The sequence below is a fragment of the Streptomyces sp. NPDC029152 genome, from assembly GCF_055564355.1.
The window spans coordinates 618,287-641,359 of the sequence record NZ_JBVHWR010000001.1 but is presented as its reverse complement, the minus strand read 5'-3'; the positions used below and the strand labels follow the sequence as shown (position 1 = coordinate 641,359).

Sequence of the window (23,073 nt, the reverse complement as noted above, 5' to 3'; positions counted from 1 at the left end):
CGCCGGCCGCCTCCTCGCCGCCCTGCGCCGCGCCGCGGCCGCCGCGCACCGCGGCCACGGCGTCTTTCGCGTGGAGGTCTCCGTCGACGCGACCGCGTCCCTGCCGGACGGCCGCGACGCGGTGAGGCCGGCGATCACGCCCGAGGGCGCGGCCCCCCGCCGGCGGCGCCGTCGCCCCGCTCGGCCTCTCACCCTCCGCCCGCCTCCGCCCGCCTCACGGGCGCCGTCGACGGCCGCGTGCCGGACCGGGTCGCCGGCCGCCTCCTCGCCGCCCTGCGCCGCGCCGCGGCCGCCGCGCACCGCGGCCACGGCGTCTTTCGCGTGGAGGTCTCCGTCGACGCGACCGCGTTCCTGCCGGACGGCCGCGACGCGGTGAGGCCGGCGATCACGCCCGAGGGCGCGGCCCCCCGCCGGCGGCGCACGGACGACGGCCACCTGGCGGGCGCCCGGCCGTGCCCGGCAACGCCTTTACCCGTCCGTGGCGCGGCCATTCCTCGCGGCCGGGTGTACTCCCGCCGGACGGCGGGCAGGCGCACCGGCAGACGGGGGGGCCGGGTGACGTTGCGAACGTCGTCGGGGACCGACGAGGACGGACAAGGCGGTGACATGACCTCAGCGGCACCACCACGTCTGACGGGGAGGCCGGCCACCCTGGTGATCGACGGCCGTGTGGAGGCGGACCGGGCGCTGCTCACCCCGCGCGGAGAGCTGGTCCACGGGTGCGCGGACGCCCTGACCGAGGCGCTGGCCGCCCTGCCTGCGGACGTCGGGCGGATCGACCTGGACATGGGCGACGTGGTCTTCATGGACACGGCCGGGCTGCAGTTCCTGGAGCTGCTGCGCGGCTACGGCGACCGGCGGGCGGTGCCGGTGACGACGCGGAACTGGGCCGGCCAGCCGCGCAGGATCCTCGAGCTGCTCGGCCTGGACCCTTCCGCTCCCCTGCACGGCACGCCCCGCCCTCCCGTGCCGCGGCCGGCGCGCTCGGCGGTGGCGGCGGAGCGGTCGGAGCGGCTGAACGTGCTCCAGCAGGAGGTCGCGCAGCTCCGGCAGGCCATCGCCTCCCGTCCGGTCATCGACCAGGCGCGGGGCGTCCTGATGGCCCTCCACGCCTGTACGCCGGACGAGGCGTGGCACATCCTGCGGGAGGCCTCGCAGCTGTCCAACACCAAGCTGCGCGCGGTGGCCGCCGCGGTGACAGCCGGCGCCCGCAGCGACGGCCCGCCGCCACCGCCCGAGGTGCGCGCGGCGCTGCGGACGGCCCTGGAGCGGGCCGGCCGCTGAGGCGCCGTGCCGGTGGTGGGGTGCCGTCGGCGTGGGCGGGGTACTCGGCGCGGGAACCCGGACCGGCGGCCGGAAGCGGCCAGAAGGAGGACACCCGATGAGCGAGCAGACCCCGTCCCAGGCGGAGGGCGAGCGGGACGACGAGCGGGACACCGAGGCCGGCCAGAACCCGTCGCAGACCACACCCTCCCAGGCGGAGGGCGAGCGCGACGACGAGGACGGTGACGAGAACGGCGGGGGCGGCCGGTGACCCGGCCGCCCCCGCCGGTGCCGCCACACCGGCCGGGGATTCCCGCCGGGTGGCGCGGAGTGGGGCGGGTGGGACTCGAACCCACGGCCGACGGATTATGAGTCCGCTGCTCTAACCGGCTGAGCTACCGCCCCATAACGGCGTGTCGCGTACATGTGTGCGCGCCGTCTGCCGCAGCATAGCCGCTCATACGATCTCCTGCCTCGGCTGGTCGGCTCGCCGCGACGCCTTCACGACCTTGAGGACTGCGCGGCGTGCCGCATGGTTCCCCTCTGTCCCCAGAAGATCCCCGGCATGGGCGCGGACATGAAAAAGGACCCCGTAGGGCCCTCGTTCACCGTGCTCCCCCGACTGGACTCGAACCAGTAACCTGCCGGTTAACAGCCGGCTGCTCTGCCAATTGAGCTACGGAGGACCGAGCTCCCCGGACTGGACTCGAACCAGTAACCTGCCGGTTAACAGCCGGCTGCTCTGCCAATTGAGCTACCGAGGAAGGTCTCGTATCGCATCGAACGCGTCAGCCTGGGTATTCGCCAGGGGGCGCGCGCTCGCTGCGACACATACATTAGCGCAAGCAGGGGGGTGCTTTGCCAATCGGTACCCCCCGGCCCCGTCAGAGCTACGCAAGGGAAGGTGACCGCCATGCGTTACCGGCTCACATTCGTCGTCGGACTCGCCGTCGGTTACGTGCTCGGCACCAAGGCCGGGCGTGAGCGTTACGAGCAGTTGAGGAAGTCCGCGCGGCAGGTCGCACAGAACCCTGCCGTGCGCAACACCGCCGAGTCGGCGGCCCAGCAGGGACGGCACTTCGCGGACAGGGCCTACCACGTGATGAGCGACAAGGTCGGTGACCGGATGCCCGACTCGGTCGCCCAGCGGGTGCGATCGCTGCGCGAGCGCGGCACGAACGGCGCCGCCTCGGACGACTGGGGCACCAGCACCACCTGAGACGCGTGCCCCCGCCCGGTACGGACACCTCTCGCCGTGCGGCAGAATTTTCCGCATGGGGATAGTCGCCGGGTTGGACAGTGCGCCCGATTTCACTCGTATCGTCGTCTGTGATGCGGACACGGGTGCCGTGCTCCGGCAGGGATACGCACCGCATCCGGTCGAGAGCCCCGAGGGCGGTGGCCGCCCCTCCGACGTGGACCCGCAGGCCTGGCTGCTCTCCCTCGGGGAGGCCGCCGCCGGCGGGCTGCTGGAGGGCGTGCAGGCCATCGGGGTCTCGGCCCAGGCCAACTCGGTCGTGCCGCTGGACTCCCAGGGCAACGTCGTGCGCCCGGCCATGGTGGGCGGCGACAAGCGCTCGCAGGTGGCGGCGGCCGATCTGGTCGACGCGTTCGGCGGGCGCGAGGCGTGGGCGCTGGCCGTGGGCTGTGTGCCGCAGGCCCCGCAGCCGGTGACCAAGCTGCGCTGGCTGGCCCGCACCGAGCCCGAGGCCGCCGCGCGGACCACCGTGCTCATGCAGGCCCACGACTGGCTGGTGTGGCAGCTGCTGGGCCGCCCGGCCCGCAGGACCACCGACCGGGGCGGCGCCTCCGGGACCGGGTACTGGTCGGCGGCGACCGGCGGTTACCGCCCCGATCTGGTCGAGCTGGCGCTCGGGCACCAGGCGATGCTGCCGGAGGTGATCGGCCCGGCCGACGCCGCCGGTACGACGCCGGAGGGGCTGCTGATCTCCGCGGGGACCGGCGAGACGATGGCCGCGGCCCTCGGGCTCGGGATCGGGATCGGGGACGCGGTGGTCTCCCTCGGCGCCTCCGGGTCGGTGATGGCCGTGCACCCCGAGGCGCTCCTCGACCGGAACGGCATGATCACCTCCCTGGCGGACGCCACCGGCATGCACCTGCCGGTCGTCACCACCCTGAACGCCGTACGGGCCCTGCGCGGCACCGCCGAACTGCTCGGCCTGCCGGACCTGGAGAGCCTGTCCGACCTGGCGATGAAGTCGACGCCGGGCGCGCACGGACTGGTGCTGCTGCCGTACCTGGAGGGCGAGCGGACGCCGAACCTGCCGCACACCGCCGGGACGCTGGCCGGGCTGCGGCGCGAGTCGATGAAGCCCGAACACCTGGCGCGGGCCGCGTTCGAGGGCATGCTGTGCGGCCTCGCCGACGCCCTGGACGTGCTGCGCGGCCGGGGCGTGGACGTGCGGCGGGTGTTCCTGCTGGGGGCGGCGGCGGAGCTGCCGGCCGTGCAGGCGGCGGCGCCGGCGCTGTTCGGGACGCAGGTCGTCGTACCGCAGCCGGCGGACTACGCGGCGATCGGCGCGGCCCGGCAGGCGGCCTGGGCGCTCGGCGTGTCGCGGGGCGCGCTGGACCCGCGCACCCCCCCGGCCTGGCAGGGCGCGGTCGCGCAGGTGCTGGAGCCGGGCGAGGAGCTGGCCGTGGGCCAGGCGGTGCGGCAGCAGTTCGTGTCGGTGCGGGAGCAGACGCATCCGGGCGCGCTGCGCGCGTAGGAGCGCCCGTACGGCCGGGAGGACGGCGCCGCCGGATTAATCGGTTGAGGTAACGCGGGTGGAGTGTCCGACGATAGGGGCCAGGGGCAACCCGCCGCCCCTGTCGCCGACTCCGAGAGACCCAGCGTGCTCATACGACTCCTGCGGACCTGCCTCAGGCCCTACAAGAAACCCATCGCCCTGCTGGTGGTGCTGCAGTTCCTGCAGACGTGCGCCAGCCTCTACCTGCCGACCCTGAACGCGGACATCATCGACAACGGTGTCGTCAACGGCGACTCCGGCTACATCCTGGGCTACGGCGCCCTGATGATCGGCATCTCGCTGGTGCAGGTCGTGTGCAACATCGGTGCCGTCTACCACGGCGCCCGCACCGCCTCCGCCCTCGGCCGGGACGTGCGGGGCGCCGTCTTCGACCGGGTGCAGTCCTTCTCCGCGCGGGAGGTCGGCGCCTTCGGCGCGCCCTCGCTGATCACGCGGACGACGAACGACGTGCAACAGGTCCAGACGCTGGTCCTGATGACGTTCACGCTGATGGTGTCGGCGCCCATCATGTGTGTCGGCGGCATCGTGATGGCGCTCGGCCTGGACGTGCCGCTGTCCGGCGTCCTCGTCGGGGTCGTGCCGGTGCTGGCGGTCTGCGTGACGCTGATCGTGCGGCGGCTGCGGCCGCTGTTCCGGTCCATGCAGACGCGCCTGGACGCGGTGAACCGGGTGCTGCGCGAGCAGATCACCGGCAACCGGGTCATCCGCGCCTTCGTGCGGGACGGGTACGAGCAGCAGCGGTTCCGGAAGGCCAACACCGACCTGACCGAGGTGGCGCTGGGCACCGGCAACCTGCTCGCGCTGATGTTCCCGGTGGTCATGACGGTGGTGAACCTGTCCTCGATCGCCGTGGTGTGGTTCGGCGCCCACCGGATCGAGAGCGGCGGGATGCAGATCGGCGACCTGACCGCGTTCCTGGCCTACCTGATGCAGATCGTCATGTCCGTGATGATGGCCACCTTCATGTTCATGATGGTGCCGCGCGCGGAGGTGTGCGCCGAGCGGATCCAGGAGGTCCTGGACACCGCGAGCAGCGTGGTGCCGCCCCTGACGCCGGTCACCGAGCTGCGCCGGCACGGGCATCTGGAACTGCGGGACGCCGGGTTCCGGTATCCGGGGGCCGAGGAGCCGGTGCTGAGGAACGTCGACCTGGTGGCCCGGCCGGGCGAGACGACCGCCGTCATCGGCTCGACCGGCAGCGGCAAGTCCACGCTGCTGGGGCTGGTGCCCCGGCTGTTCGACGCCACGGACGGGGAGGTGCTGGTCGACGGGGTGGACGTACGCACCGTCGATCCGAAGGTGCTGGCGAAGGTCGTGAGCCTGGTGCCGCAGAAGCCGTACCTCTTCGCGGGCACGGTCGCGACCAATCTGCGCTACGGGAACCCGGACGCCACCGACGAGGAGCTGTGGCACGCGCTGGAGGTGGCGCAGGCCAAGGAGTTCGTGGAGCGGCTGGAGGGCGGGCTCGACGCGCCGGTCGCGCAGGGCGGGACCAACGTGTCGGGCGGCCAGCGGCAGCGGCTGTCGATCGCCCGGACGCTGGTGCAGCGCCCGGAGATCTACCTCTTCGACGACTCCTTCTCGGCGCTCGACTACGCCACCGACGCGGCCCTGCGCGCCGCGCTGGCCCGGGAGACGGCCGAGGCGACCGTGGTGATCGTGGCGCAGCGCGTGGCGACGATCCGGGACGCCGACCGGATCGTCGTGCTGGACGAGGGACGGGTGGTCGGCGTGGGCCGGCACCACGAGCTGATGGCGGACAACGACACCTACCGGGAGATCGTGCTCTCCCAGCTGACGGAAGCGGAGGCTGCCTGATGGCGGGGCCTGGCGGTCGCATGATGGCCGGGGGCGGCCCCGACCAGCGTTCGATGGACTTCAAGGGGTCGGGCAAGCGGCTCGTCGCCCGGTTCCGGCCGGAGCGGGTGACGATCTACGCGCTGCTGGCCTGCGTGGTGGTCAGCGTCGGCCTCAGCGTGGTCGGGCCGAAGATCCTCGGCAGGGCCACCGACCTGGTCTTCGCCGGCATCGTCGGGCGGGACATGCCGTCCGGGGCCACGAAGGAACAGGTCCTCGCGTCCATGCGGGAGCGCGGTGACGGCGAGGTCGCCGACATGCTGCGCGGCACGGACTTCCACCCGGGCGAGGGCATCGACTTCACCGCCGTGGGGCACGTGCTGCTGCTGGCGCTGGCGGTGTTCGGCGCGGCCGGACTGCTGATGGCGGTGGCGACGCGGCTGGTGAACCGGGCGGTCAACCGGACGATGTTCCGGATGCGCGAGGACGTGCAGACGAAGCTGTCGCGGCTGCCGCTGTCGTACTTCGACAAGCGTCAGCGCGGTGAGGTGCTGTCCCGGGCGACGAACGACATCGACAACATCGGGCAGACGCTCCAGCAGTCGATGGGCCAGCTGATCAACTCGCTGCTGACCATCATCGGCGTGCTGATCATGATGTTCTACGTCTCCTGGATCCTCGCGCTGGTCGCGCTGGTGACGGTGCCGCTGTCCTTCGTGGTGGCCACGCGGGTCGGCAAGCGGTCGCAGCCGCACTTCGTGCAGCAGTGGCGTTCGACGGGGCAGCTGAACGCGCACATCGAGGAGATGTACACCGGGCACGCGCTGGTGAAGGTGTTCGGCCGGCAGGAGGAGTCGGCGAAGCGGTTCGCCGAGCAGAACGACGCGCTGTACGAGGCCGGGTTCAAGGCGCAGTTCAACAGCGGGGTCATGCAGCCGCTGATGATGTTCGTGTCGAACCTGAACTACGTGCTCGTCGCGGTCGTCGGCGGCCTGCGGGTGGCCTCCGGTTCGCTGTCGATCGGCGACGTGCAGGCCTTCATCCAGTACTCGCGGCAGTTCTCGATGCCGCTGACGCAGGTCGCGTCGATGGCGAACCTGGTGCAGTCGGGCGTGGCGTCGGCGGAGCGGGTCTTCGAGCTGCTGGACGCGGAGGAGCAGTCGGCGGACCCGGTCCCCGGCGTGCGGCCCGAGGAGCTGCGCGGGCGGGTGGAGCTGGAGCACGTGTCGTTCCGGTACGACCCGCAGAAGCCGCTGATCGAGGACCTGTCGCTGAAGGTGGAGCCGGGCCACACGGTCGCCATCGTCGGCCCGACGGGTGCCGGCAAGACGACGCTGGTCAACCTGCTGATGCGGTTCTACGAGGTGTCCGGCGGCCGGATCACCCTGGACGGGGTGGACATCGCGACGATGTCCCGGGACGAGCTGCGGGCCGGGATCGGCATGGTGCTCCAGGACACCTGGCTGTTCGGCGGCACCATCGCGGAGAACATCGCGTACGGCGCGTCCCGCGAGGTCACCCGCGGGGAGATCGAGGAGGCCGCGCGGGCGGCGCACGCGGACCGGTTCGTGCGGACGCTGCCCGACGGCTACGACACCGTGATCGACGACGAGGGCACGGGGGTGAGCGCGGGCGAGAAGCAGCTCGTCACCATCGCGCGGGCGTTCCTGTCCGACCCGGTGATCCTGGTGCTGGACGAGGCGACGAGTTCGGTGGACACCCGTACCGAGGTGCTGATCCAGAAGGCGATGGCCAAGCTGGCGCACGGGCGGACGTCGTTCGTGATCGCGCACCGGCTCTCCACCGTCCGGGACGCGGACACCATCCTCGTCATGGAGAACGGGTCGATCGTCGAGCAGGGCGCGCACGCCGACCTGCTGGCGGCCGGCGGGGCCTACGCGCGGCTGTACGAGGCGCAGTTCGCGCAGGCCGTGGCCGAGGTCGACGGCTGAGCGGGCGGGGCCCGGTCCGCCGGGCCCCCGGTCAGTCCAGGTAGCCCCTGAGCTGGTCCGCGAAGGCGTGGTCGCGGAGCTTGTTGAGGGTCTTGGACTCGATCTGGCGTATGCGCTCGCGGGTCACGCCGAAGATGCGGCCGATCTCCTCCAGGGTGCGGGGGCGGCCGTCGACCAGGCCGTAGCGGAGCTGGACGACCTTGCGCTCGCGTTCGCCGAGCGTGGACAGCACCGCCTCCAGGTGTTCGCGCAGCAGCAGGAACGCGGCGGACTCGACGGGGCTGGTGGCGTCGCCGTCCTCGATGAGGTCGCCGAGGGCGACGTCGTCCTCCTCGCCGACCGGGGCGTGCAGGGAGACGGGTTCCTGGGCCAGGCGCAGCACCTCGCCGACGCGTTCCGGGGGCAGGTCCAGGTGGGCGGCGACCTCCTGCGGGGTCGGTTCGCAGCCGCGCTCCTGGAGCATGCGGCGCTGGACGCGGACGACCCGGTTGATCAGCTCCACGACGTGGACGGGGACGCGGATGGTGCGGGCCTGGTCGGCCAGCGCGCGGGACATGGCCTGGCGGATCCACCAGGTGGCGTACGTGGAGAACTTGTAGCCGCGGGCGTAGTCGAACTTCTCCACGGCCCGGATCAGGCCCAGGTTCCCCTCCTGGACCAGGTCGAGCATGGTCAGCCCGCGCCCGACGTACCGTTTCGCCACCGACACGACGAGTCGCAGGTTCGCCTCGATCAGACGGCGCTTGGCGAGGCGGCCCATGACGACGAGCCGGTCCAGGTCCAGGGCGAGGCTGCTGTCCAGGTCGGGGGTGAGCCGCAGCTTCTCCTCCGCGAACAGCCCGGCCTCCACGCGGCGCGCGAGGTCGACCTCCTCGGCCGCGGAGAGCAGCGGGATCCGGCCGATCTCGCGCAGGTACTGGCGGAACAGGTCGGAGGAGGGCCCGCCGCTCTCGGTGCGGGTGGGCGCCGGCGGCTCGGCCGGCTCCCCGGCCTCGGCGGCGTCGGCGCCGGCGGCCGGTTCTTCGGCCTCGGCGGGCGGCTCGTCGGCGGGCGGCTCGTCGGCGGGCGCGTGCTCCGGGTCGTGCGCGGCGCGGTGCTGCGGGGGCATGGCGAGGAGGGCGCCGGCGTCCGCGTCCGGCTCCGCACCGTCGGTATGCGCGTCGGTCTGGGCGAGGGTCTGGGTCTGCACGGGGGCGACCTCCAGGATGGACGCCGCCGGCGGGGGCGGCAGCGGTACGTCGGGGGCGGAGCCGGCGCGCTCGCCGCCGTCCGTCCCGTTCGTGTGGAACGCGGCCGGGGGGTTGCGGGAACCGTCGGGGACGGGCCGGCCGCGCTCCGAGGACTCGGGCACCGCCCTCAGTGTGGGGTACGACACATCGCCGCCACGAGGGGCGTGCGGTGACTTTTTGCGTCCGCGTCGTGACCGCGCGGTGATCGGCGGGCGCTCCTACAGCGCGGCGGCGCCGTGCTCGCGCAGGGTCTGGTCGTACTGCTGGAGGACCCACAGCTCGTTCTGCACGGCGGCGAGTTCGGCGGGGTCGCCGTGGCCGCCCAGGCGGGTGAGGCGGCCGGTGATGTCGCGGATGCGGCGTTCGACCGCGCGGCGCCGGACGGTGACGAGCTGGGCGCCCGCGTAGACCTCGTCGACGTCCTTCACGCCCCGGTGGAGCATGATCGCCTCGACGGCGAGTTCGGTGACCATGGCGCGGACGGTGTCGTCGGGGGCGGCCTCGCGGACGCGGACCAGGTAGCCCTGCGGGTCCTGGACGCCGGACTCGGCGCCGCCCGTCTCCAGGATCGCCTGGCGCACGGCCGCGTAGGGCGGGGCGGTGAACTCGTCCACGCCGTACGCGTCGAAGGCCGGGGAGACCAGCTCGGGGCGCTGGAGGGCGAGCTTGAGCAGCTCGCGCTCGGTGGCGAAGACGGGGTTGCGCAGGTTCAGGGCGGGGCCGCGGGGGGCCGCCTGCGCGGTGGGGGCGTACTGCCGCGGGCCGTCGCCGCCGCGCTGCGGCCGGTCGGGGGCGGGGCCCTTGCCGCCGCGGTCGCGGGCCCAGCGGGCGAGCTGGGCGACGCGCTTGACCACGAACTGGGTGTCGAGAATGCCGAGCATGCCGGCGAGCTGCACGGCGACCTCGTGCTGGGCGCCGCTGTTCTTGATGCGGGCGACGACCGGGGCGGCCTCGTCGAGGGCCGCGGCACGGCCGGCCGGGGTGTCCAGGTCGTAGCGGGCGACGATCTGGCGCAGCGCGAACTCGAACAGCGGGGTGCGCGGCTCGACCAGGTCGGCGACGGCGTCGTCGCCCTTGGCCAGGCGCAGGTCGCAGGGGTCCATGCCGTCGGGGGCGATGGCGATGTAGGTCTCGGCGGCGAACTTCTGGTCGTCCTCGAAGGCGCGCAGCGCCGCCTTCTGGCCGGCCGCGTCGCCGTCGAAGGTGAAGATCACGCGGGCCGAGCCGTTGTCCATCAGCAGGCGCCGCAGGATCTTGATGTGGTCGCCGCCGAAGGCCGTGCCGCAGGTGGCGATGGCGGTGGTGACCCCGGCCAGGTGGCAGGCCATGACGTCGGTGTAGCCCTCGACGACGACCGCGCGGGACGCCTTCGCGATGTCCTTCTTCGCGAGGTCGATGCCGTAGAGGACCTGGGACTTCTTGTAGATCGACGTCTCGGGCGTGTTCAGGTACTTCGGGCCGGTGTCCGTCTCGTGGAGCTTGCGGGCGCCGAAGCCGACCACGTCGCCGCCGATGTCGCGGATGGGCCACATCAGCCGGCCGCGGAAGCGGTCGATGGGGCCGCGGCGGCCCTCCTGGGCGAGGCCGGACAGGAGCAGCTCCTTGTCGCTGAAGCCCTTGCCGCGCAGGAAGCGGGTGAGGTGGTCCCAGCCCTGGGGGCTGTAGCCGACGCCGAAGTGCTCCGCCGCGGCCTGGTCGAAGCCGCGCTCGGCGAGGAAGGCGCGTCCGGTGTCCGCCTCGGGGCTGGTGGCCAGCTGCTCCGCGTACCACTGGGCGGCGATCTTGTGGGCCTCGACCAGGCGGATGCGCTCGCCGCGCTGGTGGGAGGGGTTGTAGCCGCCCTCCTCGTACCGCAGGGTGATGCCGGCCTGGCCGGCCAGGCGCTCGACCGCCTCGGAGAAGGTGAGGTGGTCGATCTTCATCACGAACGTGATGGTGTCGCCGCCCTCCTGGCACCCGAAGCAGTGGAAGAGACCCTTGCTCGGGCTGACCTGGAAGGACGGCGACTTCTCGTCGTGGAACGGGCACAGGCCCTTCAGGTTGCCGCCGCCCGCGCCTCGCAGCTGGAGGTACTCCGAGACGACGGCGTCGATCGGGACCGCGTCCCGTACCGCCTTCACGTCCTCGTCGTTGATCCGTCCTGCCACGCGTGAATTCTACGGGGGCGGGCGGGGCCCTCAGACGACGAGGCTCTCCAGCGGGACGTGCGGGTCGGCCAGGGCCTCCGTGTCCACCCGGGTCCTCGAGCGGATCAGCCGCTGGACCGGCTCCGTGACGTCCCACACGTTCACGTTCATCCCGGCCAGCACCCGGCCCTCCTTCACCCAGAAGGCGATGAACTCGCGCTTCGCCGCGTCCCCGCGGATCACCACCTGGTCGTAGGACCCGGCCGGCGCCCAGCCGGAGTACTCCATGCCGAGGTCGTACTGGTCGGAGAAGAAGTAGGGCACGCGGTCGTAGGCGACGTCCCGGCCGAGCATGGCGCGGGCCGCGGCGGGACCGCCGTTGAGGGCGTTGGCCCAGTGCTCGACGCGCAGGCGGGTGTCGAACAGGGCGTGCGGGAAGGAGGCGACGTCGCCGGCGGCGAAGACGTCGGGGTCGGAGGTGCGCAGCCGTTCGTCGACGACGATGCCGCCGCCGTGCGCGCGGTCGGCGATCTCCAGGCCGGCCGCCTGCGCGAGGGAGGTGCGCGGGGCGGCGCCGATCGCGGCGAGCACGTCGTGCGCGGGGTGTTCCTCGCCGTCGTCGGTGCGGGCGGCGAGCACCATGCCGTCCTGGCCGACGATCTCGGTCAGCCGCACGCCGAAGCGGAAGCGGACGCCGTGCGCCTCGTGCAGCTCGGTGAAGACGGAGCCCAGCTCGGGGCCGAGGACGCCGTGCAGCGGGGTGGGGCTCGGTTCGACGACGGTGACCTCCGCGCCGTACTCGCGGGCCGCCGCCGCGACCTCCAGGCCGATCCAGCCGGCGCCGGCGATCACGAGGTGGCCGTTGTCCCGGCCGAGGGAGGTCAGGACGCCCTTGAGGCGCTCGGCGTGGGCGAGGCGGCGCAGGTGGTGGACGCCCGCGAGGTCGGTGCCGGGCACGTCGAGGCGGCGGGGCTCGGCGCCGGTGGCGAGGAGCAGCTTGTCGTACCGGGCGAAGGTGCCGTCGTCGCCGTAGTGGACGGTCTTCGCACCGCGGTCGACGGCGACGACGGTCTGGCCGAGGTGCAGCTCGATGTCGTGCTGCGCGTACCAGGCGGGCTCGTGCACGAAGACGCCGTCGCGTTCCTCCTTGCCGAGCAGGTAGCCCTTGGACAGCGGCGGGCGCTCGTAGGGGTGGTCGCGCTCGTCGCAGATGAGGATCACCCGGCCGGTGAATCCCTCCGTGCGGAGTGTCTCGGCCGCCTTGGCGCCGGCCAGGCCTCCTCCGACGATGACGAATGTCTGATCCGCGTCGACCACTTGTTGCCTCCTCGTCAGGGTGCCGCCAGATGCGAGCGTCCCGCACACGGCCCGGCGCGGGAAGGGGGAGTGACCCGATCAGGCCACCGACAGTCTCATGGATGACCCGTCAGACGGGCGTGAAGCGAGCGGGCCGAGGCGTCCGTGAGGGAGGCGATCTGGTCGACGATCACCCGTTTGCGGGCCTTGTCGTCGCCGGCCCGGCCGAACAGGGCGCGGAACTGGGGGTCGAGGCCGTCGGGGGCGCGGGCGGTGAGCGCCTCGGCCAGTTCGGCGACGACGACGCGCTGGTCGGCGCGGAGCCGCTCCTGTTCGGCGCGCTGCATGACGTACCGGTCGGCGACCGCCTTGAGGACCGCGCACTCCATGCGGGTCTCGCGGGGGACGACCAGCTCGGCGGTGTACCGGGTGAGGCGTCCGCCCCCGTACGCGGCCCGCGTGGCGGCCTCGGCGGCCAGGCAGAAGCGGCCGATGAGCTGGCTGGTGGCGTCCTTCAGACGGGCCTGGGCTACGGCCGAGCCGTCGTAGCCGTGCGGCCACCAGTCCTGGGCGAGGAGGCGGTCGAGGGCGGCGGCGAGTTCGGCGTGGTCGGTGCCGGCGGGGACGTACCGGCCGACGGCGACCTCGAAGACCGCCTCGCGCTCGGGGTCGGCGAGCAGGCAGTTCGGGTCGATGTGACCGGCGTGCAGGCCGTCCTCGACGTCGTGCACGGAGTACGCCACGTCGTCGGACCAGTCCATGACCTGCGCCTCGAAGCAGGTGCGGGTGCCGGGGGCGCCCTCGCGCAGCCACGCGAAGACGGGGCGGTCGTCCTCGTACACCCCGAACTTGGGCGACGCCGGGTCGGTGGGGTGGGCGCCGCGCGACCAGGGGTACTTGGTGGCGGCGTCGAGGGCGGCGCGGGTGAGGTTGAGGCCGACGGAGCCCTCCTCGGTGAACCGCTTGGGCTCGATGCGGGTGAGCAGCCGCAGGGACTGGGCGTTGCCCTCGAAACCGCCGCAGTCCTCGGCGAACTCGTTCAGCGCGGTCTCGCCGTTGTGGCCGAAGGGCGGGTGGCCGAGGTCGTGGGAGAGGCAGGCCGCCTCCACCAGGTCCGGGTCGCAGCCGAGGGCGGCGCCGAGCTCGCGGCCGACCTGGGCGCACTCCAGGGAGTGGGTGAGGCGGGTGCGGGGGCTGGCGTCCCACATGGGGCTGCGCTCCCCCGGCGTGACGACCTGCGTCTTGCCGGCGAGGCGGCGCAGGGCGGAGGAGTGCAGGACGCGGGCGCGGTCGCGCTGGAAGGCGGTGCGGCCGGGGCGTTTGTCCGGTTCCGGGGCCCAGCGGGCCACTGACGCGGGATCGTACGGGGCGGGGGGTGTGGTGCCTTCCATGCCATGAACAGTATGCGGAAGGTGTGACGGCCGGGGACCTGTGCGTCCGCCCGGTTCCGTGGTCGCGCGGCCGGCGGGCCGCGTGCGGCCGGCCGCGCCCCTAGAGGAACGCCGGCACCCGGCGTTTCGCACCGCTGCCGGGCTTCAGCGCTTCGTCGTAGCGGTGCAGGAGGAGGCGGGCCATCGCCGGGTGGGTGCCCAGGGGGGCCGACGCGATCCACGGGGCGGCCGCCGCGCACTCCGTCGCGAAGCGGCCCGGGGCGGTGAAGCCGGAGGCGACGGCGATGCGGCGGTGGCCCTCGGCGGTCAGGGCGCGGACGGCCTCCGGCACCGTCGGCGCGGCCGCCGAGGCGTAGGCGGGGACGACCGGGACGCCGAGGCGGGTGGCGAGGAGCGCCGCCGTGCGGGCCGTGTCCGCGCGGGAGGCCGGGGCGCGGGAGCCGGCGGAGGCGAGGACGACGGCGCCGTCCGCGGGGGCGGTGGCGGGCCAGCCGGCCTCGGTCAGGCGCTCGTGCAGGGCGTCCACCAGGAGGGGGTGCGGGCCGAGCGGGGCGGCCACCCGGGTGCGGGCCGGGGAGGCCGCGGCCGTCTGCGGGACGTCCCGTTCGACGTGGTGGCCGCGGGTGAGCAGCAGCGGCACGAGGACGGCCTCCCCGTCGCCGAGCGCGGCCAGGGTGTCCGGGAGCAGGGGGGCGTTGAGTTCGATGTGCCCGAGGTGCACCGAAAGCGCGGGGCGCAGGGCGCGGACCCGGTCGAGGAGGGCCCGTACGGTGCTCAGCGCGCGCGGGTCGCGGCTGCCGTGGGCGACGACGACCAGGGCGGGGGCGCCGCCGGGGGTCGCCGTGCTCGTCGTCCTGCCCGTCACTGTCGTCGCCGTCATGCACCGAGGGTGGCGGTCGCACGTTGCCTCCCCGTTGCGCGGACGTGACGGAGGTTTTCCGTCGGTTCACAGGTCCCCGGCCGCGCCGTGTGAGCAGGGGGGCGAACCGGACGGCGCGCCCGTACGTCCCTGGGGGCAGGAGACGACCGGGGAGGGACCGACCCATGCGCCGCTGGAGACCTGGCAGACCGCGCCTTCCGCGCACCCGCGCGGGGCAGCGACGGCTGGTCCGGGCGGTGATGGCGGGGTGCGTGCTGGCGCTGCTGCCGGCGACCTGGACGTACGTGGCGGCCGGTGACCGGCTGCGCACCACCGCCGACGTGCCCCGGACCGAGGTCGCGGTCGTCTTCGGCGCCGGGCTGTGGGACGGCGAGCCGTCGCCGTACCTCGCGCACCGGCTGGACGCGGCGGCCGGGCTCTACCGCGCGGGACGGATCGAGGTGGTGCTCGTGACCGGCGACAACAGCCGGGAGGAGTACGACGAGCCGGACGCCATGCGCGCCTACCTCGTCCGGCACGGGGTGCCCGACGGGCGGATCGTCAGCGACTACGCGGGCTTCGACACCTGGGACTCCTGCGTCCGCGCGAAGAAGGTCTTCGGGGTCGACCGGGCGGTGCTGATCAGCCAGGGCTTCCACATCCGGCGGGCCGTGGCGCTGTGCCAGGAGGCGGGGGTGGCGTCGTACGGCGTCGGGGTCGACGCCGAGCACGACCTGACCTGGTACTACGGGGGCGCGCGGGAGGTCCTCGCGGCGGGCAAGGCGGCGCTGGACGCGGTGTTCGAACCGGATCCGCGCTTCCTCGGACCGAAGGAGCCGGGGGTGGCCGAGGCGCTGGCCGGCGGGCGGTGACGCGGCCCTCACCGCGGCCCTCACCGCGGCCGGAGGGCGGCGGGGAGGCCGCCGTCCCGGCGGTGTAACAATCGGCCGTCCGGTCGCGTAACACGGGCGACGCACGCTGACGGCATGCAGAACACCGCCACGCCCACGCACTGCCCCTACTGCGCGCTGCAGTGCGGGATGAATCTGACGCCCGCCGCCGACGGGAGCGTCGAGGTGACCGAGCGCGCGGACTTCCCGGTGAACCGGGGGGCCCTGTGCGGCAAGGGCCGTACGGCGCCCGCGGTGCTCTCGTCGAGCGTCCGCCTGACCTCGCCGCTGGTCCGGGACGGCGGCGGCGCGCTGGTGCCGGCCTCGTGGGACGAGGCGCTGGACCGGATCGCCGGGAACCTGGCGCGCACGCGGGAGGAGCACGGCGCGGACGCGCTCGGGGTGTTCGGCGGGGGCGGGCTGACCAACGAGAAGGCGTACGCGCTGGGCAAGTTCGCCCGGGTGGTGCTGGGCACCTCGCAGATCGACTACAACGGGCGGTTCTGCATGTCGTCGGCGGCGGCGGCCGGCACGAAGGCGTTCGGGCTGGACCGGGGGCTGCCGTTCCCGCTGGAGGACATTCCGCGGACCGGGTGCGTGATCCTCGTCGGGTCGAATCCGGCGGAGACGATGCCGCCGTCGCTGCGGTACTTCGGCGAGCTGCGCGAGAACGGCGGCACGCTGATCGTCGTCGATCCGCGCCGCACGAGGACCGCCGAGCAGGCCGACCTGCACCTGGCGCCGAGGCCGGGCACCGACCTGGCGCTCGCGCTGGGCATGCTGCACCTGGTCGTCGCCGAGGGGCGCCTCGACGAGCGGTACGTCGAGGAGCGCACGGCGGGCTGGGAGGAGGCGCGGGCGGCGGCGATGGCGCACTGGCCGGAGTACGTGGAGCGGATCACGGGGGTGTCCGTTCCCGAACTGCGGGAGGCGGTACGGCTGTTCTGCGCGCCGGAGGCGGCGATGGTGCTCACCGCGCGCGGGCCCGAGCAGCAGGCCAAGGGGACGGACACGGTGGGCGCCTGGATCAACCTGTGCCTGGCGACCGGGCGGGCCGGGCGGCCCCTGTCGGGGTACGGCTGCCTGACCGGGCAGGGCAACGGGCAGGGCGGGCGCGAACACGGGCAGAAGGCCGACCAGTTGCCGGGCTACCGCAAGCTGACCGACCCGGCGGCGCGGCGGCACGTCGCCGGGGTGTGGGGTGTGGACCCCGACTCGCTGCCGGGGCCGGGGCGCAGCGCGTACGAGCTGCTGGACGCGCTGGGCACGGACATCAGGTCGCTGCTGGTGATGGGCTCCAACCCGGTGGTGTCGGCGCCGCGCGCGGCGCACGTCGAGGAGCGGCTGCGGTCGCTGGACTTCCTGGCCGTGTGCGACGTGGTGCTCTCCGAGACGGCGGCGCTGGCGGACGTCGTGCTGCCGGTGACGCAGTGGGCGGAGGAGACGGGCACCACGACCAGCCTGGAGGGGCGGGTGCTGCTGCGGCGGCGCGCGATCGCGCCGCCGGACGGGGTGCGCGGCGATCTGGAGGTGCTGCACGGGCTGGCCGGGCGGCTCGGGGACGGGAAGGGGCTGGAGAAGGGCTTCCCGACCGACCCCGAGGAGGTCTTCGAGGAACTGCGCCGGGCGAGCGCGGGCGGGCCCGCGGACTACTCGGGGATCACCTACCGGCGGCTCGCCGAGGAGAACGGCGTGTTCTGGCCGTGCCCGGCAGCCCCGGACGACGGCACCGCGTCCCACCCGGGCACACCGCGCCTCTTCCTCGACCGCTTCGCCACCGACGACGGCCGGGCCCGCTTCGCCCCCGTCTCGCACCGCCCGAGCGCCGAGGAGCCCGACGACGAGTACCCCGTGCTGCTGACCACGGGGCGGGTGGTGTCGCAGTACCAGTCCGGTGCGCAGACCCGGCGCGTGGACGAGCTGAACGCCGCCGCGCCCGGCCCGTTCGTGGAACTGCACCCGAGGCTCGCGGCGCGGCTGGGGGCGGCCGAGGGCGACCCGCTGGCCGTCGTCTCCCGGCGGGGCCGCGCGGTGGCACCGGCCCGCATCACCGCCGCCATCCGTCCCGACACGGTGTTCATGCCCTTCCACTGGCCCGGCGAGGGCCGCGCCAACACCCTGACCAACCCGGCGCTGGACCCGGTCTCGCGGATGCCGGAGTTCAAAGTGTGCGCGGTGCGGGTGGAGAGGGAGACGGCCTAGCCGTGCCGGCCGGGCACCGGTCGCCGCGTCACCGGACCCGCCGGTCGCCGCTCCCGATCGAAACGCCGTGCGCCCGCAGCCGGGCGGCGACGGCCGGGGCGGCGACGTACACCCGGGCGCGCACGGACGTCCCGTCGGCGTCCCGGACGACGTCCCTGGCCACGCGGTCGTAGAGGTTGCGCGGGTCGCCCGGCACGTACTCCTCCAGCCGGTCCGGGGCGGCCGGCAGGTCGTCGTACGCCTCCGGAAGGGGGTGACGAGGTCGCCCCGCACCGTGCCGTGCGGTCCCTCGACGGCGTAGGGGTGGCCGGGGCCGGGGTACAGCGTGGCGCCGGTGAGGCGGGCGGGTTCCGCGGCCCGGGTGCGGCCGCCGAGGAAACGGGCGTGGTGGGGGCCGCCGGGGCGCAGCGTCCCGTGGACGAAGAACGGCGGTCGGCCGGCATCCACGAAGGTCATTCCCTCCCCCCACGATCTCCACGTGATGGCTATGGACATGACATAAGACGGGCTCTTGAATCCGAGTCAGCACCAGCGTCCCCACGCGCCGAAAGCGCCCGTCCCGAGGAGATCGATGAGCCGAATACGGCACGTCGGAGCTTCCCGCCCCACCACGGTCGGCATCGCCGCCACCGCCGCCTCCCTCCTGGTCGCCGTCCTCGCCCCCACCGCGGGCGCCGCCGGCCGGCCGACCCCCGCCACCGCCCTCGACCACGCCGCCGCGGCCCTCGCGGACCACGCCGCGGGCCTGGGCCTGACCGGCGCCCAGGACACGCGGGTCCGTGACGTCATCGTCGACGCGGACGGCACCCAGCACGTCCGCTACGACCGCACCTACCGCGAACTCCCCGTCCTAGGCGGCGACTTCGTCGTCCACCTCGCCCCCGACGGCGACTACCGGGGCGCCGACCGTGCGACGACGGCGTCCGTCTCCCTGCCCACCGTCGCACCGGAGCTGTCGGCGCCCCGGGCCGCAGACCTGGCCGCGGACGCGCTGCGCGCCGCCAACCCGGGCGAGCTCCTGAAGCGGCTCACCGCCGAGCCCGAGCTGGTCGTCGACGCCCTGCACGGCGCCCCGAAGCTGGCCTGGCGCACGAACGCGGCGGCGCTGGACTCCCTCGGCAACCCGGTCGCGCGCACGGTGCTCACCGACGCGCGCACGGGCGCCCGCATCGACGCCTGGGACACCATCGAGTCGGCGTCGGGCGACGGCCGGTCGCTGTACGGCGGCACGGTGCCGCTCCAGACGACGCAGTCGGGGCCGGCGTACCGGCTCGAGGACGCGACGCGCGGCGGCACGTACACGGGCGACGCGGCGAACAGGACCGATCTGTGCTTCCTGACCGTCTGCCTCGGCCGGGCGCCCTCGACGGTGTTCACGGACGCCGACAACCACTGGGGCACGGGCACGGACGCCGACCGCGCCTCCGCCGCGGTGGACGCCCAGTACGGCACCGACGTCACGTGGGACTACTACCGGGACGTCCACGGGCGGACCGGCATCGCGGGCGACGGCAGGGGCTCCTACAACCGGGTGCACTACGGCACCCGGTACAACAACGCCTTCTGGGACGACACCTGCTTCTGCATGACGTACGGCGACGGTGACGGGACGGCCTTCGGGCCGCTGGTGTCGCTGGACGTCGCCGGGCACGAGATGTCGCACGGGGTGACGTCGTCGACGGCGGCGCTGACGTACTCGGGCGAGTCCGGCGGCCTGAACGAGGCCACCTCCGACATCTTCGGCACGCTGGTCGAGTGGTACGCGGGCAACTCCGCCGACCCCGGGGACTACCTGGTCGGCGAGAAGGTCGTCCGCTCCGGCTTCGGGCGCGGCGCCCTGCGCTCCATGGACCGGCCGAGCCGGGACGGCGCCTCGGCGGACTGCTGGAGCACCTCGGTCGGCAGACTCGACGTGCACTACTCGTCCGGCGTCGCGAACCACTTCGCGTACCTGCTGGCCGAGGGCAGCGGCGCGCGGACCGTGGGCGGGGTCGCCTACGACTCCCCCACGTGCGACGGCTCCACGGTGACCGGGATCGGCCGGGACAAGCTGGGTGCCATCTGGTACCGGGCGCTGACGGTGCACATGACCTCGTCCACGGACTACGCGGGGGCGCGCGCCGCCACCCTGAGCGCGGCCGGGGAACTGTACGGCACCGGCAGCACCGAGTACGCCGCGGTCGGCGCGGCGTGGAGCGCGGTGAACGTGGGCTGACGGCCCGCCCGGCCCCCGCCGGCGGCCGGCGCCCTTCCGGGGTGCCGGCCGCCGTGCGGTGGTCACGCCTCGTACGGGCGCTTCTCCTTCGCCTCCCGCAACGCCCGGCCCCACCAGACCAGTTCGTCCAGCATGGTCTTGGCCGCCGCGTCCGGTCCGGAGGGGTCCCGGAGCGTGCCCGCGTCGTCGAAGGCCGCGCCCGCGTTGTGGAAGGAGACCGTGTCGCGGACGGTGACGGCGTGCAGTTCGGCGAAGACCTGGCGCAGGTGCTCCACGGCGCGCAGGCCGCCGGAGAGCCCCCCGTAGGAGACGAGGCCGACGGGCTTGGCCCGCCACTCGCCGTAGTGCCAGTCGACGAGGTTCTTCAGGCCGGCCGGGAACGAGTGGTTGTACTCCGGGGTGAGGACGACGAACGCGTCGGCGCCCGCCAGTTTCGGGGTGACGTCCGCCAGCGCGGCGGCCGCCTCCGGGGTCCGGGCGAGGTCCGTGGGCAGGTCGGTCGCGGCGACGTCCACGACCTCGGGGACCAGGTCGTCGCGGTCGCGGAGACGGTCCAGGAGCCAGTCGGCGACGACGGGGCCGAAGCGGCCGTGGCGGTTGCTGCCGACGATCAGGGTCACGTGGAGGGGAGCGGTCTGTGTGGTCATGCGGAACACCCTGGTACCTCGACTTTGCTTGAGGTCAAGCCCGCTCCCGCGGCATCCGGGCGCGCACGCCCCGGTCACCCGTTCACACGCGCGCCGCGCACCCTTCCGGATCTTTTCCGCCGCCGCCCCGCGCCGCCGCGGTGACCTGCGCAGACGTGATCACCGGCGGACTCGTCGGGCTCGTCGGTGACACCCGTTCGTCGCATCCCCGGGGCGCGCTCGACAAGCGGGGGGCGTCCGGTGCCCTTTTCCTCGGTAGGGCAGGGGCCACCGAAGAGCTCGAAGGAGCACCGATGCCACGTACCGCCCGCCTGCTGACCGGCACCGCGCTCGCCGTCGCGGCCGCGGGCCTCGTCACCGCGCCCGCGCACGCCGGGGACACCGCGGCCGCCGGTCGACTGGAGGTGCACCCCTCCTCGGTCGTACCGGGCGAGGAGGCCACCGTGACCACCTCGGCGTGCGCCGAGGACGGTTCGGCGGAGGGCGACGCCGGCGCGGTGGGCTCGGGCCGGTTCCCGCTGGCGCCGGACACGCCCGGGGACGAGGTGACCGGGCGGATCGACGTACCGCCGAGCGCGCAGCCGGGGACGTACGAGATCGTCGTCACCTGTGCCGAGAGCGGCCGTCGGGTGACGGGCGACCTGGTGGTCACACTGACCCCCGCCCGCGAGCAGGTGTACCCCAGAGGAAGCGTCAAGACGGGGGTCGGCGGTGCTCTTGGCCCCGACCCCGTGCAGACCGCGGCCGGTGTGACGGCTCTCGCCGTCGCCGCCGCGGGCGGTACCTGGCTCCTGCATCGCCGGGCGAGAGGCGACGGGATCTGACGGGCACCCTCCGCTGCCCGTCGGCCGGTACCGCACTTCCCCACCCCCTCCGGGTCCGATGCCCCTCGCGGCCCGGAGGGGGCGGGGGATCCCCGAGGGAGAGTGGTCGTCATGCGCAAGGTCGGCAACACCGCGATAACGGCCGTCACCGCGGTCGCCCTCTGCTCGGGGGCGTACCTCCTCGGCGGCGGCCCGGGGACGGGGGCCCCGCCGCAGCCGTCGGCCGCGCAGGCCGGCTCCGGGCAGGCACGAAAGGCCCCCGCCGCGCCGGCGCTGCCGCCCTCCCCTCCCGACCGCGTCCGCATCCCGGCGATCGGCGTGGACGCCCCGCTGACCGGCCTCGGGCTGACGCCGACGGGGAGCCTGGACGTGCCGCCCGCCGAGGAGAAGAACCTCGCCGGCTGGTACGAGGCGGGCACCACGCCCGGCGAGACGGGCACCGCGATCGTCGCCGGACACGTCGACAACGCCGAGGGGCCGGCCGTCTTCTACCGGCTCGGCGCCCTGGAGAAGGGCGCCGTGATCGAGGTCGACCGGCGCGACGGCGGCGTCGCGGTGTTCACCGTGGACGCGGTGGAGGTGTACGCGGCGACGGACTTCCCCGACCGGAAGGTGTACGGCGCGGCCGGCCGGCCCGAGTTGCGGGTCATCACCTGCGGCGGCGGTTACTCACGCGGTACCGGCTACCGGGGGAACGTGGTCGTCTTCGCCCACCTCACCGGCAGCCGGTGAGGCGGCCGGGACCCGTGCCGGTGAGCGCCCCCGGGCGGGCCACCCCTAGGCCAGCCACTGCTCGTACGCCAGGTTCGCCACCAGGGCGAAGACGACCGTCAGCAGGACGACGCGGACGAAGCCGCTGCCCTTCTTGAGGGCCGTGTGCGCACCGAACATGCCGCCGCCGAGGTTGAAGACGGCCATCAGGGCGGCCAGTTGCCACAGCACCGCGCCCTGCCAGGCGAAGGTGGCGAGGGCACCCGCGTTGGTGCAGCAGTTGACGATCTTGGCGGTGGCGGAGGCCGTCACCAGGTCCAGGTGCAGGACGGCGGTGAGCGCCAGGACCAGGAAGGTGCCGGTGCCGGGACCGATCAGGCCGTCGTAGAAGCCGATGCCGAGGCCCGCGAGGCCGATCGCGGCGAGGATCTGGCGGCGGGTGGCCGGACCGGGGGCCGGGGCGGTGCCGAAGGCGGGACGCAGGATCACGAAGGCCGCGACGGCGAGCAGCACCACCATGATCACCGGCTTGAGCACCTCGGTGCTCATCCCGGCGGCGAAGAAGGCCCCGCCCGAGGAGCCCGCGAGGGCCGCCAGGCCGATGCGCACCGCTGTGCGGACGTCCACGGGCGCCTTGCGGGCGTACGTCACCGCCGCGCCCGTGGTGCCGACGATGGCGACCGCCTTGTTGGTGCCCAGGGCGTGCGCGGCCGGGGTCCCGGCGGGCAGGCCGAGCAGCAGCGCCGGCAGCAGCAGGAGTCCGCCGCCGCCGACCACGGCGTCGATCCACCCGGCCGCGAAGGCGGCGAGGCACAGCAGGACGACCGTGGTCAGCGATATGTCGGGCATGATCGCGACCCTATGGACGGGATGGATGTGCCGTCCATCGAGATGAGGGAC

18 protein-coding genes, 3 tRNA genes and 1 pseudogene are annotated in these 23,073 nt (G+C 74.0%); 11 read left to right on the top strand and 11 right to left on the bottom strand.

Going from position 1 to position 23,073, the window contains the following annotated elements; genetic code table 11:
- The first annotated feature begins 606 nt into the window (after positions 1–606).
- Both ACZ4V6_RS02755 and ACZ4V6_RS02750 read left to right on the top strand, forming a co-directional pair.
- Positions 607–1,284, top strand: coding sequence for an STAS domain-containing protein (locus ACZ4V6_RS02755; RefSeq protein ID WP_467821938.1), 678 nt, complete (start codon positions 607–609; stop codon positions 1,282–1,284).
- Between the two features lie 97 nt (positions 1,285–1,381).
- Positions 1,382–1,534, top strand: a complete 153-nt coding sequence (locus ACZ4V6_RS02750; protein WP_467821937.1) for a hypothetical protein — start codon at positions 1,382–1,384, stop codon at positions 1,532–1,534.
- Positions 1,535–1,594: 60 nt separating this feature from the next.
- Here ACZ4V6_RS02750 and ACZ4V6_RS02745 read toward each other — a convergent pair.
- From ACZ4V6_RS02745 to ACZ4V6_RS02735, 3 genes are all read right to left on the bottom strand, one after another.
- Positions 1,595–1,668, bottom strand: a tRNA-Ile gene (locus tag ACZ4V6_RS02745).
- A 208-nt stretch (positions 1,669–1,876) separates the two neighbouring features.
- Positions 1,877–1,949 (bottom strand) — tRNA-Asn (locus ACZ4V6_RS02740).
- A 5-nt stretch (positions 1,950–1,954) separates the two neighbouring features.
- Positions 1,955–2,027, bottom strand: a tRNA-Asn gene (locus ACZ4V6_RS02735).
- Between the two features lie 149 nt (positions 2,028–2,176).
- Here ACZ4V6_RS02735 and ACZ4V6_RS02730 point away from each other — a divergent pair.
- The 4 genes from ACZ4V6_RS02730 to ACZ4V6_RS02715 all read left to right on the top strand — a co-directional run bounded on the left by ACZ4V6_RS02730 (position 2,177) and on the right by ACZ4V6_RS02715 (position 7,783).
- Complete coding sequence (locus tag ACZ4V6_RS02730; RefSeq protein WP_467821936.1) at positions 2,177–2,482, top strand: YtxH domain-containing protein; 306 nt, start codon at positions 2,177–2,179, stop codon at positions 2,480–2,482.
- Between the two features lie 55 nt (positions 2,483–2,537).
- Entirely contained in the window at positions 2,538–3,992 is a 1,455-nt protein-coding gene (locus tag ACZ4V6_RS02725; RefSeq protein WP_467821935.1) for a xylulokinase, read from the top strand.
- Positions 3,993–4,118: 126 nt separating this feature from the next.
- Positions 4,119–5,852 (top strand): ABC transporter ATP-binding protein, encoded by a 1,734-nt coding sequence (locus ACZ4V6_RS02720; protein WP_467821934.1) that lies wholly within the window; start codon positions 4,119–4,121, stop codon positions 5,850–5,852.
- Entirely contained in the window at positions 5,852–7,783 is a 1,932-nt protein-coding gene (locus tag ACZ4V6_RS02715; RefSeq protein WP_467821933.1) for an ABC transporter ATP-binding protein, read from the top strand. Before ACZ4V6_RS02720 ends, ACZ4V6_RS02715 begins: the two co-directional genes overlap by 1 nt.
- Positions 7,784–7,814: 31 nt before the next feature.
- On the opposite strand, the gene ACZ4V6_RS02710 is transcribed toward ACZ4V6_RS02715, so the two are convergent.
- From ACZ4V6_RS02710 to ACZ4V6_RS02690, 5 genes are all read right to left on the bottom strand, one after another.
- Positions 7,815–9,134 carry an RNA polymerase sigma factor gene (locus ACZ4V6_RS02710; protein ID WP_467821932.1) on the bottom strand — a complete coding sequence of 440 codons (1,320 nt, stop codon included), beginning with the start codon at positions 9,132–9,134 and terminating at the stop codon, positions 7,815–7,817.
- A gap of 96 nt (positions 9,135–9,230) precedes the next feature.
- Complete coding sequence (gene dnaG, locus ACZ4V6_RS02705) at positions 9,231–11,159, bottom strand: DNA primase (protein ID WP_467821931.1); 1,929 nt, start codon at positions 11,157–11,159, stop codon at positions 9,231–9,233.
- Between the two features lie 30 nt (positions 11,160–11,189).
- Entirely contained in the window at positions 11,190–12,455 is a 1,266-nt protein-coding gene (locus tag ACZ4V6_RS02700) for an NAD(P)/FAD-dependent oxidoreductase (protein ID WP_467821930.1), read from the bottom strand.
- 95 nt (positions 12,456–12,550) lie between these two features.
- Positions 12,551–13,825 carry a deoxyguanosinetriphosphate triphosphohydrolase gene (locus ACZ4V6_RS02695; RefSeq protein WP_467821929.1) on the bottom strand — a complete coding sequence of 425 codons (1,275 nt, stop codon included), beginning with the start codon at positions 13,823–13,825 and terminating at the stop codon, positions 12,551–12,553.
- A gap of 100 nt (positions 13,826–13,925) precedes the next feature.
- Positions 13,926–14,705 (bottom strand): sirohydrochlorin chelatase, encoded by a 780-nt coding sequence (locus ACZ4V6_RS02690; RefSeq protein ID WP_467821928.1) that lies wholly within the window; start codon positions 14,703–14,705, stop codon positions 13,926–13,928.
- A 164-nt stretch (positions 14,706–14,869) separates the two neighbouring features.
- Here ACZ4V6_RS02690 and ACZ4V6_RS02685 point away from each other — a divergent pair, with 164 nt between their 5' ends.
- Both ACZ4V6_RS02685 and ACZ4V6_RS02680 read left to right on the top strand, forming a co-directional pair.
- Positions 14,870–15,556 carry a SanA/YdcF family protein gene (locus ACZ4V6_RS02685; RefSeq protein ID WP_467821927.1) on the top strand — a complete coding sequence of 229 codons (687 nt, stop codon included), beginning with the start codon at positions 14,870–14,872 and terminating at the stop codon, positions 15,554–15,556.
- A gap of 114 nt (positions 15,557–15,670) precedes the next feature.
- Entirely contained in the window at positions 15,671–17,776 is a 2,106-nt protein-coding gene (locus ACZ4V6_RS02680; protein ID WP_467821926.1) for a molybdopterin oxidoreductase family protein, read from the top strand.
- Between the two features lie 28 nt (positions 17,777–17,804).
- Here ACZ4V6_RS02680 and ACZ4V6_RS02675 read toward each other — a convergent pair.
- Positions 17,805–18,232, bottom strand: a pseudogene (locus tag ACZ4V6_RS02675) (gamma-glutamylcyclotransferase family protein).
- 115 nt (positions 18,233–18,347) lie between these two features.
- On the opposite strand from ACZ4V6_RS02675, the gene ACZ4V6_RS02670 reads away from it, so the two are divergent.
- Positions 18,348–19,991 carry a M4 family metallopeptidase gene (locus ACZ4V6_RS02670; protein ID WP_467821925.1) on the top strand — a complete coding sequence of 548 codons (1,644 nt, stop codon included), beginning with the start codon at positions 18,348–18,350 and terminating at the stop codon, positions 19,989–19,991.
- Between the two features lie 62 nt (positions 19,992–20,053).
- Here the strand turns inward: ACZ4V6_RS02670 and ACZ4V6_RS02665 are convergent, their stop codons facing one another.
- A complete protein-coding gene (locus ACZ4V6_RS02665) occupies positions 20,054–20,638 on the bottom strand; it encodes an NADPH-dependent FMN reductase (protein ID WP_467821924.1) in 585 nt (194 codons plus the stop codon).
- Positions 20,639–20,931: 293 nt separating this feature from the next.
- Between ACZ4V6_RS02665 and ACZ4V6_RS02660 the strand changes: the two genes are divergently transcribed.
- Entirely contained in the window at positions 20,932–21,462 is a 531-nt protein-coding gene (locus ACZ4V6_RS02660) for a hypothetical protein (RefSeq protein WP_467821923.1), read from the top strand.
- 111 nt (positions 21,463–21,573) lie between these two features.
- Positions 21,574–22,194, top strand: a complete 621-nt coding sequence (locus tag ACZ4V6_RS02655; RefSeq protein WP_467821922.1) for a class F sortase — start codon at positions 21,574–21,576, stop codon at positions 22,192–22,194.
- 45 nt (positions 22,195–22,239) lie between these two features.
- Here ACZ4V6_RS02655 and ACZ4V6_RS02650 read toward each other — a convergent pair whose 3' ends face one another.
- Positions 22,240–23,022 carry a sulfite exporter TauE/SafE family protein gene (locus ACZ4V6_RS02650; protein ID WP_351017894.1) on the bottom strand — a complete coding sequence of 261 codons (783 nt, stop codon included), beginning with the start codon at positions 23,020–23,022 and terminating at the stop codon, positions 22,240–22,242.
- Between the last annotated feature and the right edge of the window lie 51 nt (positions 23,023–23,073).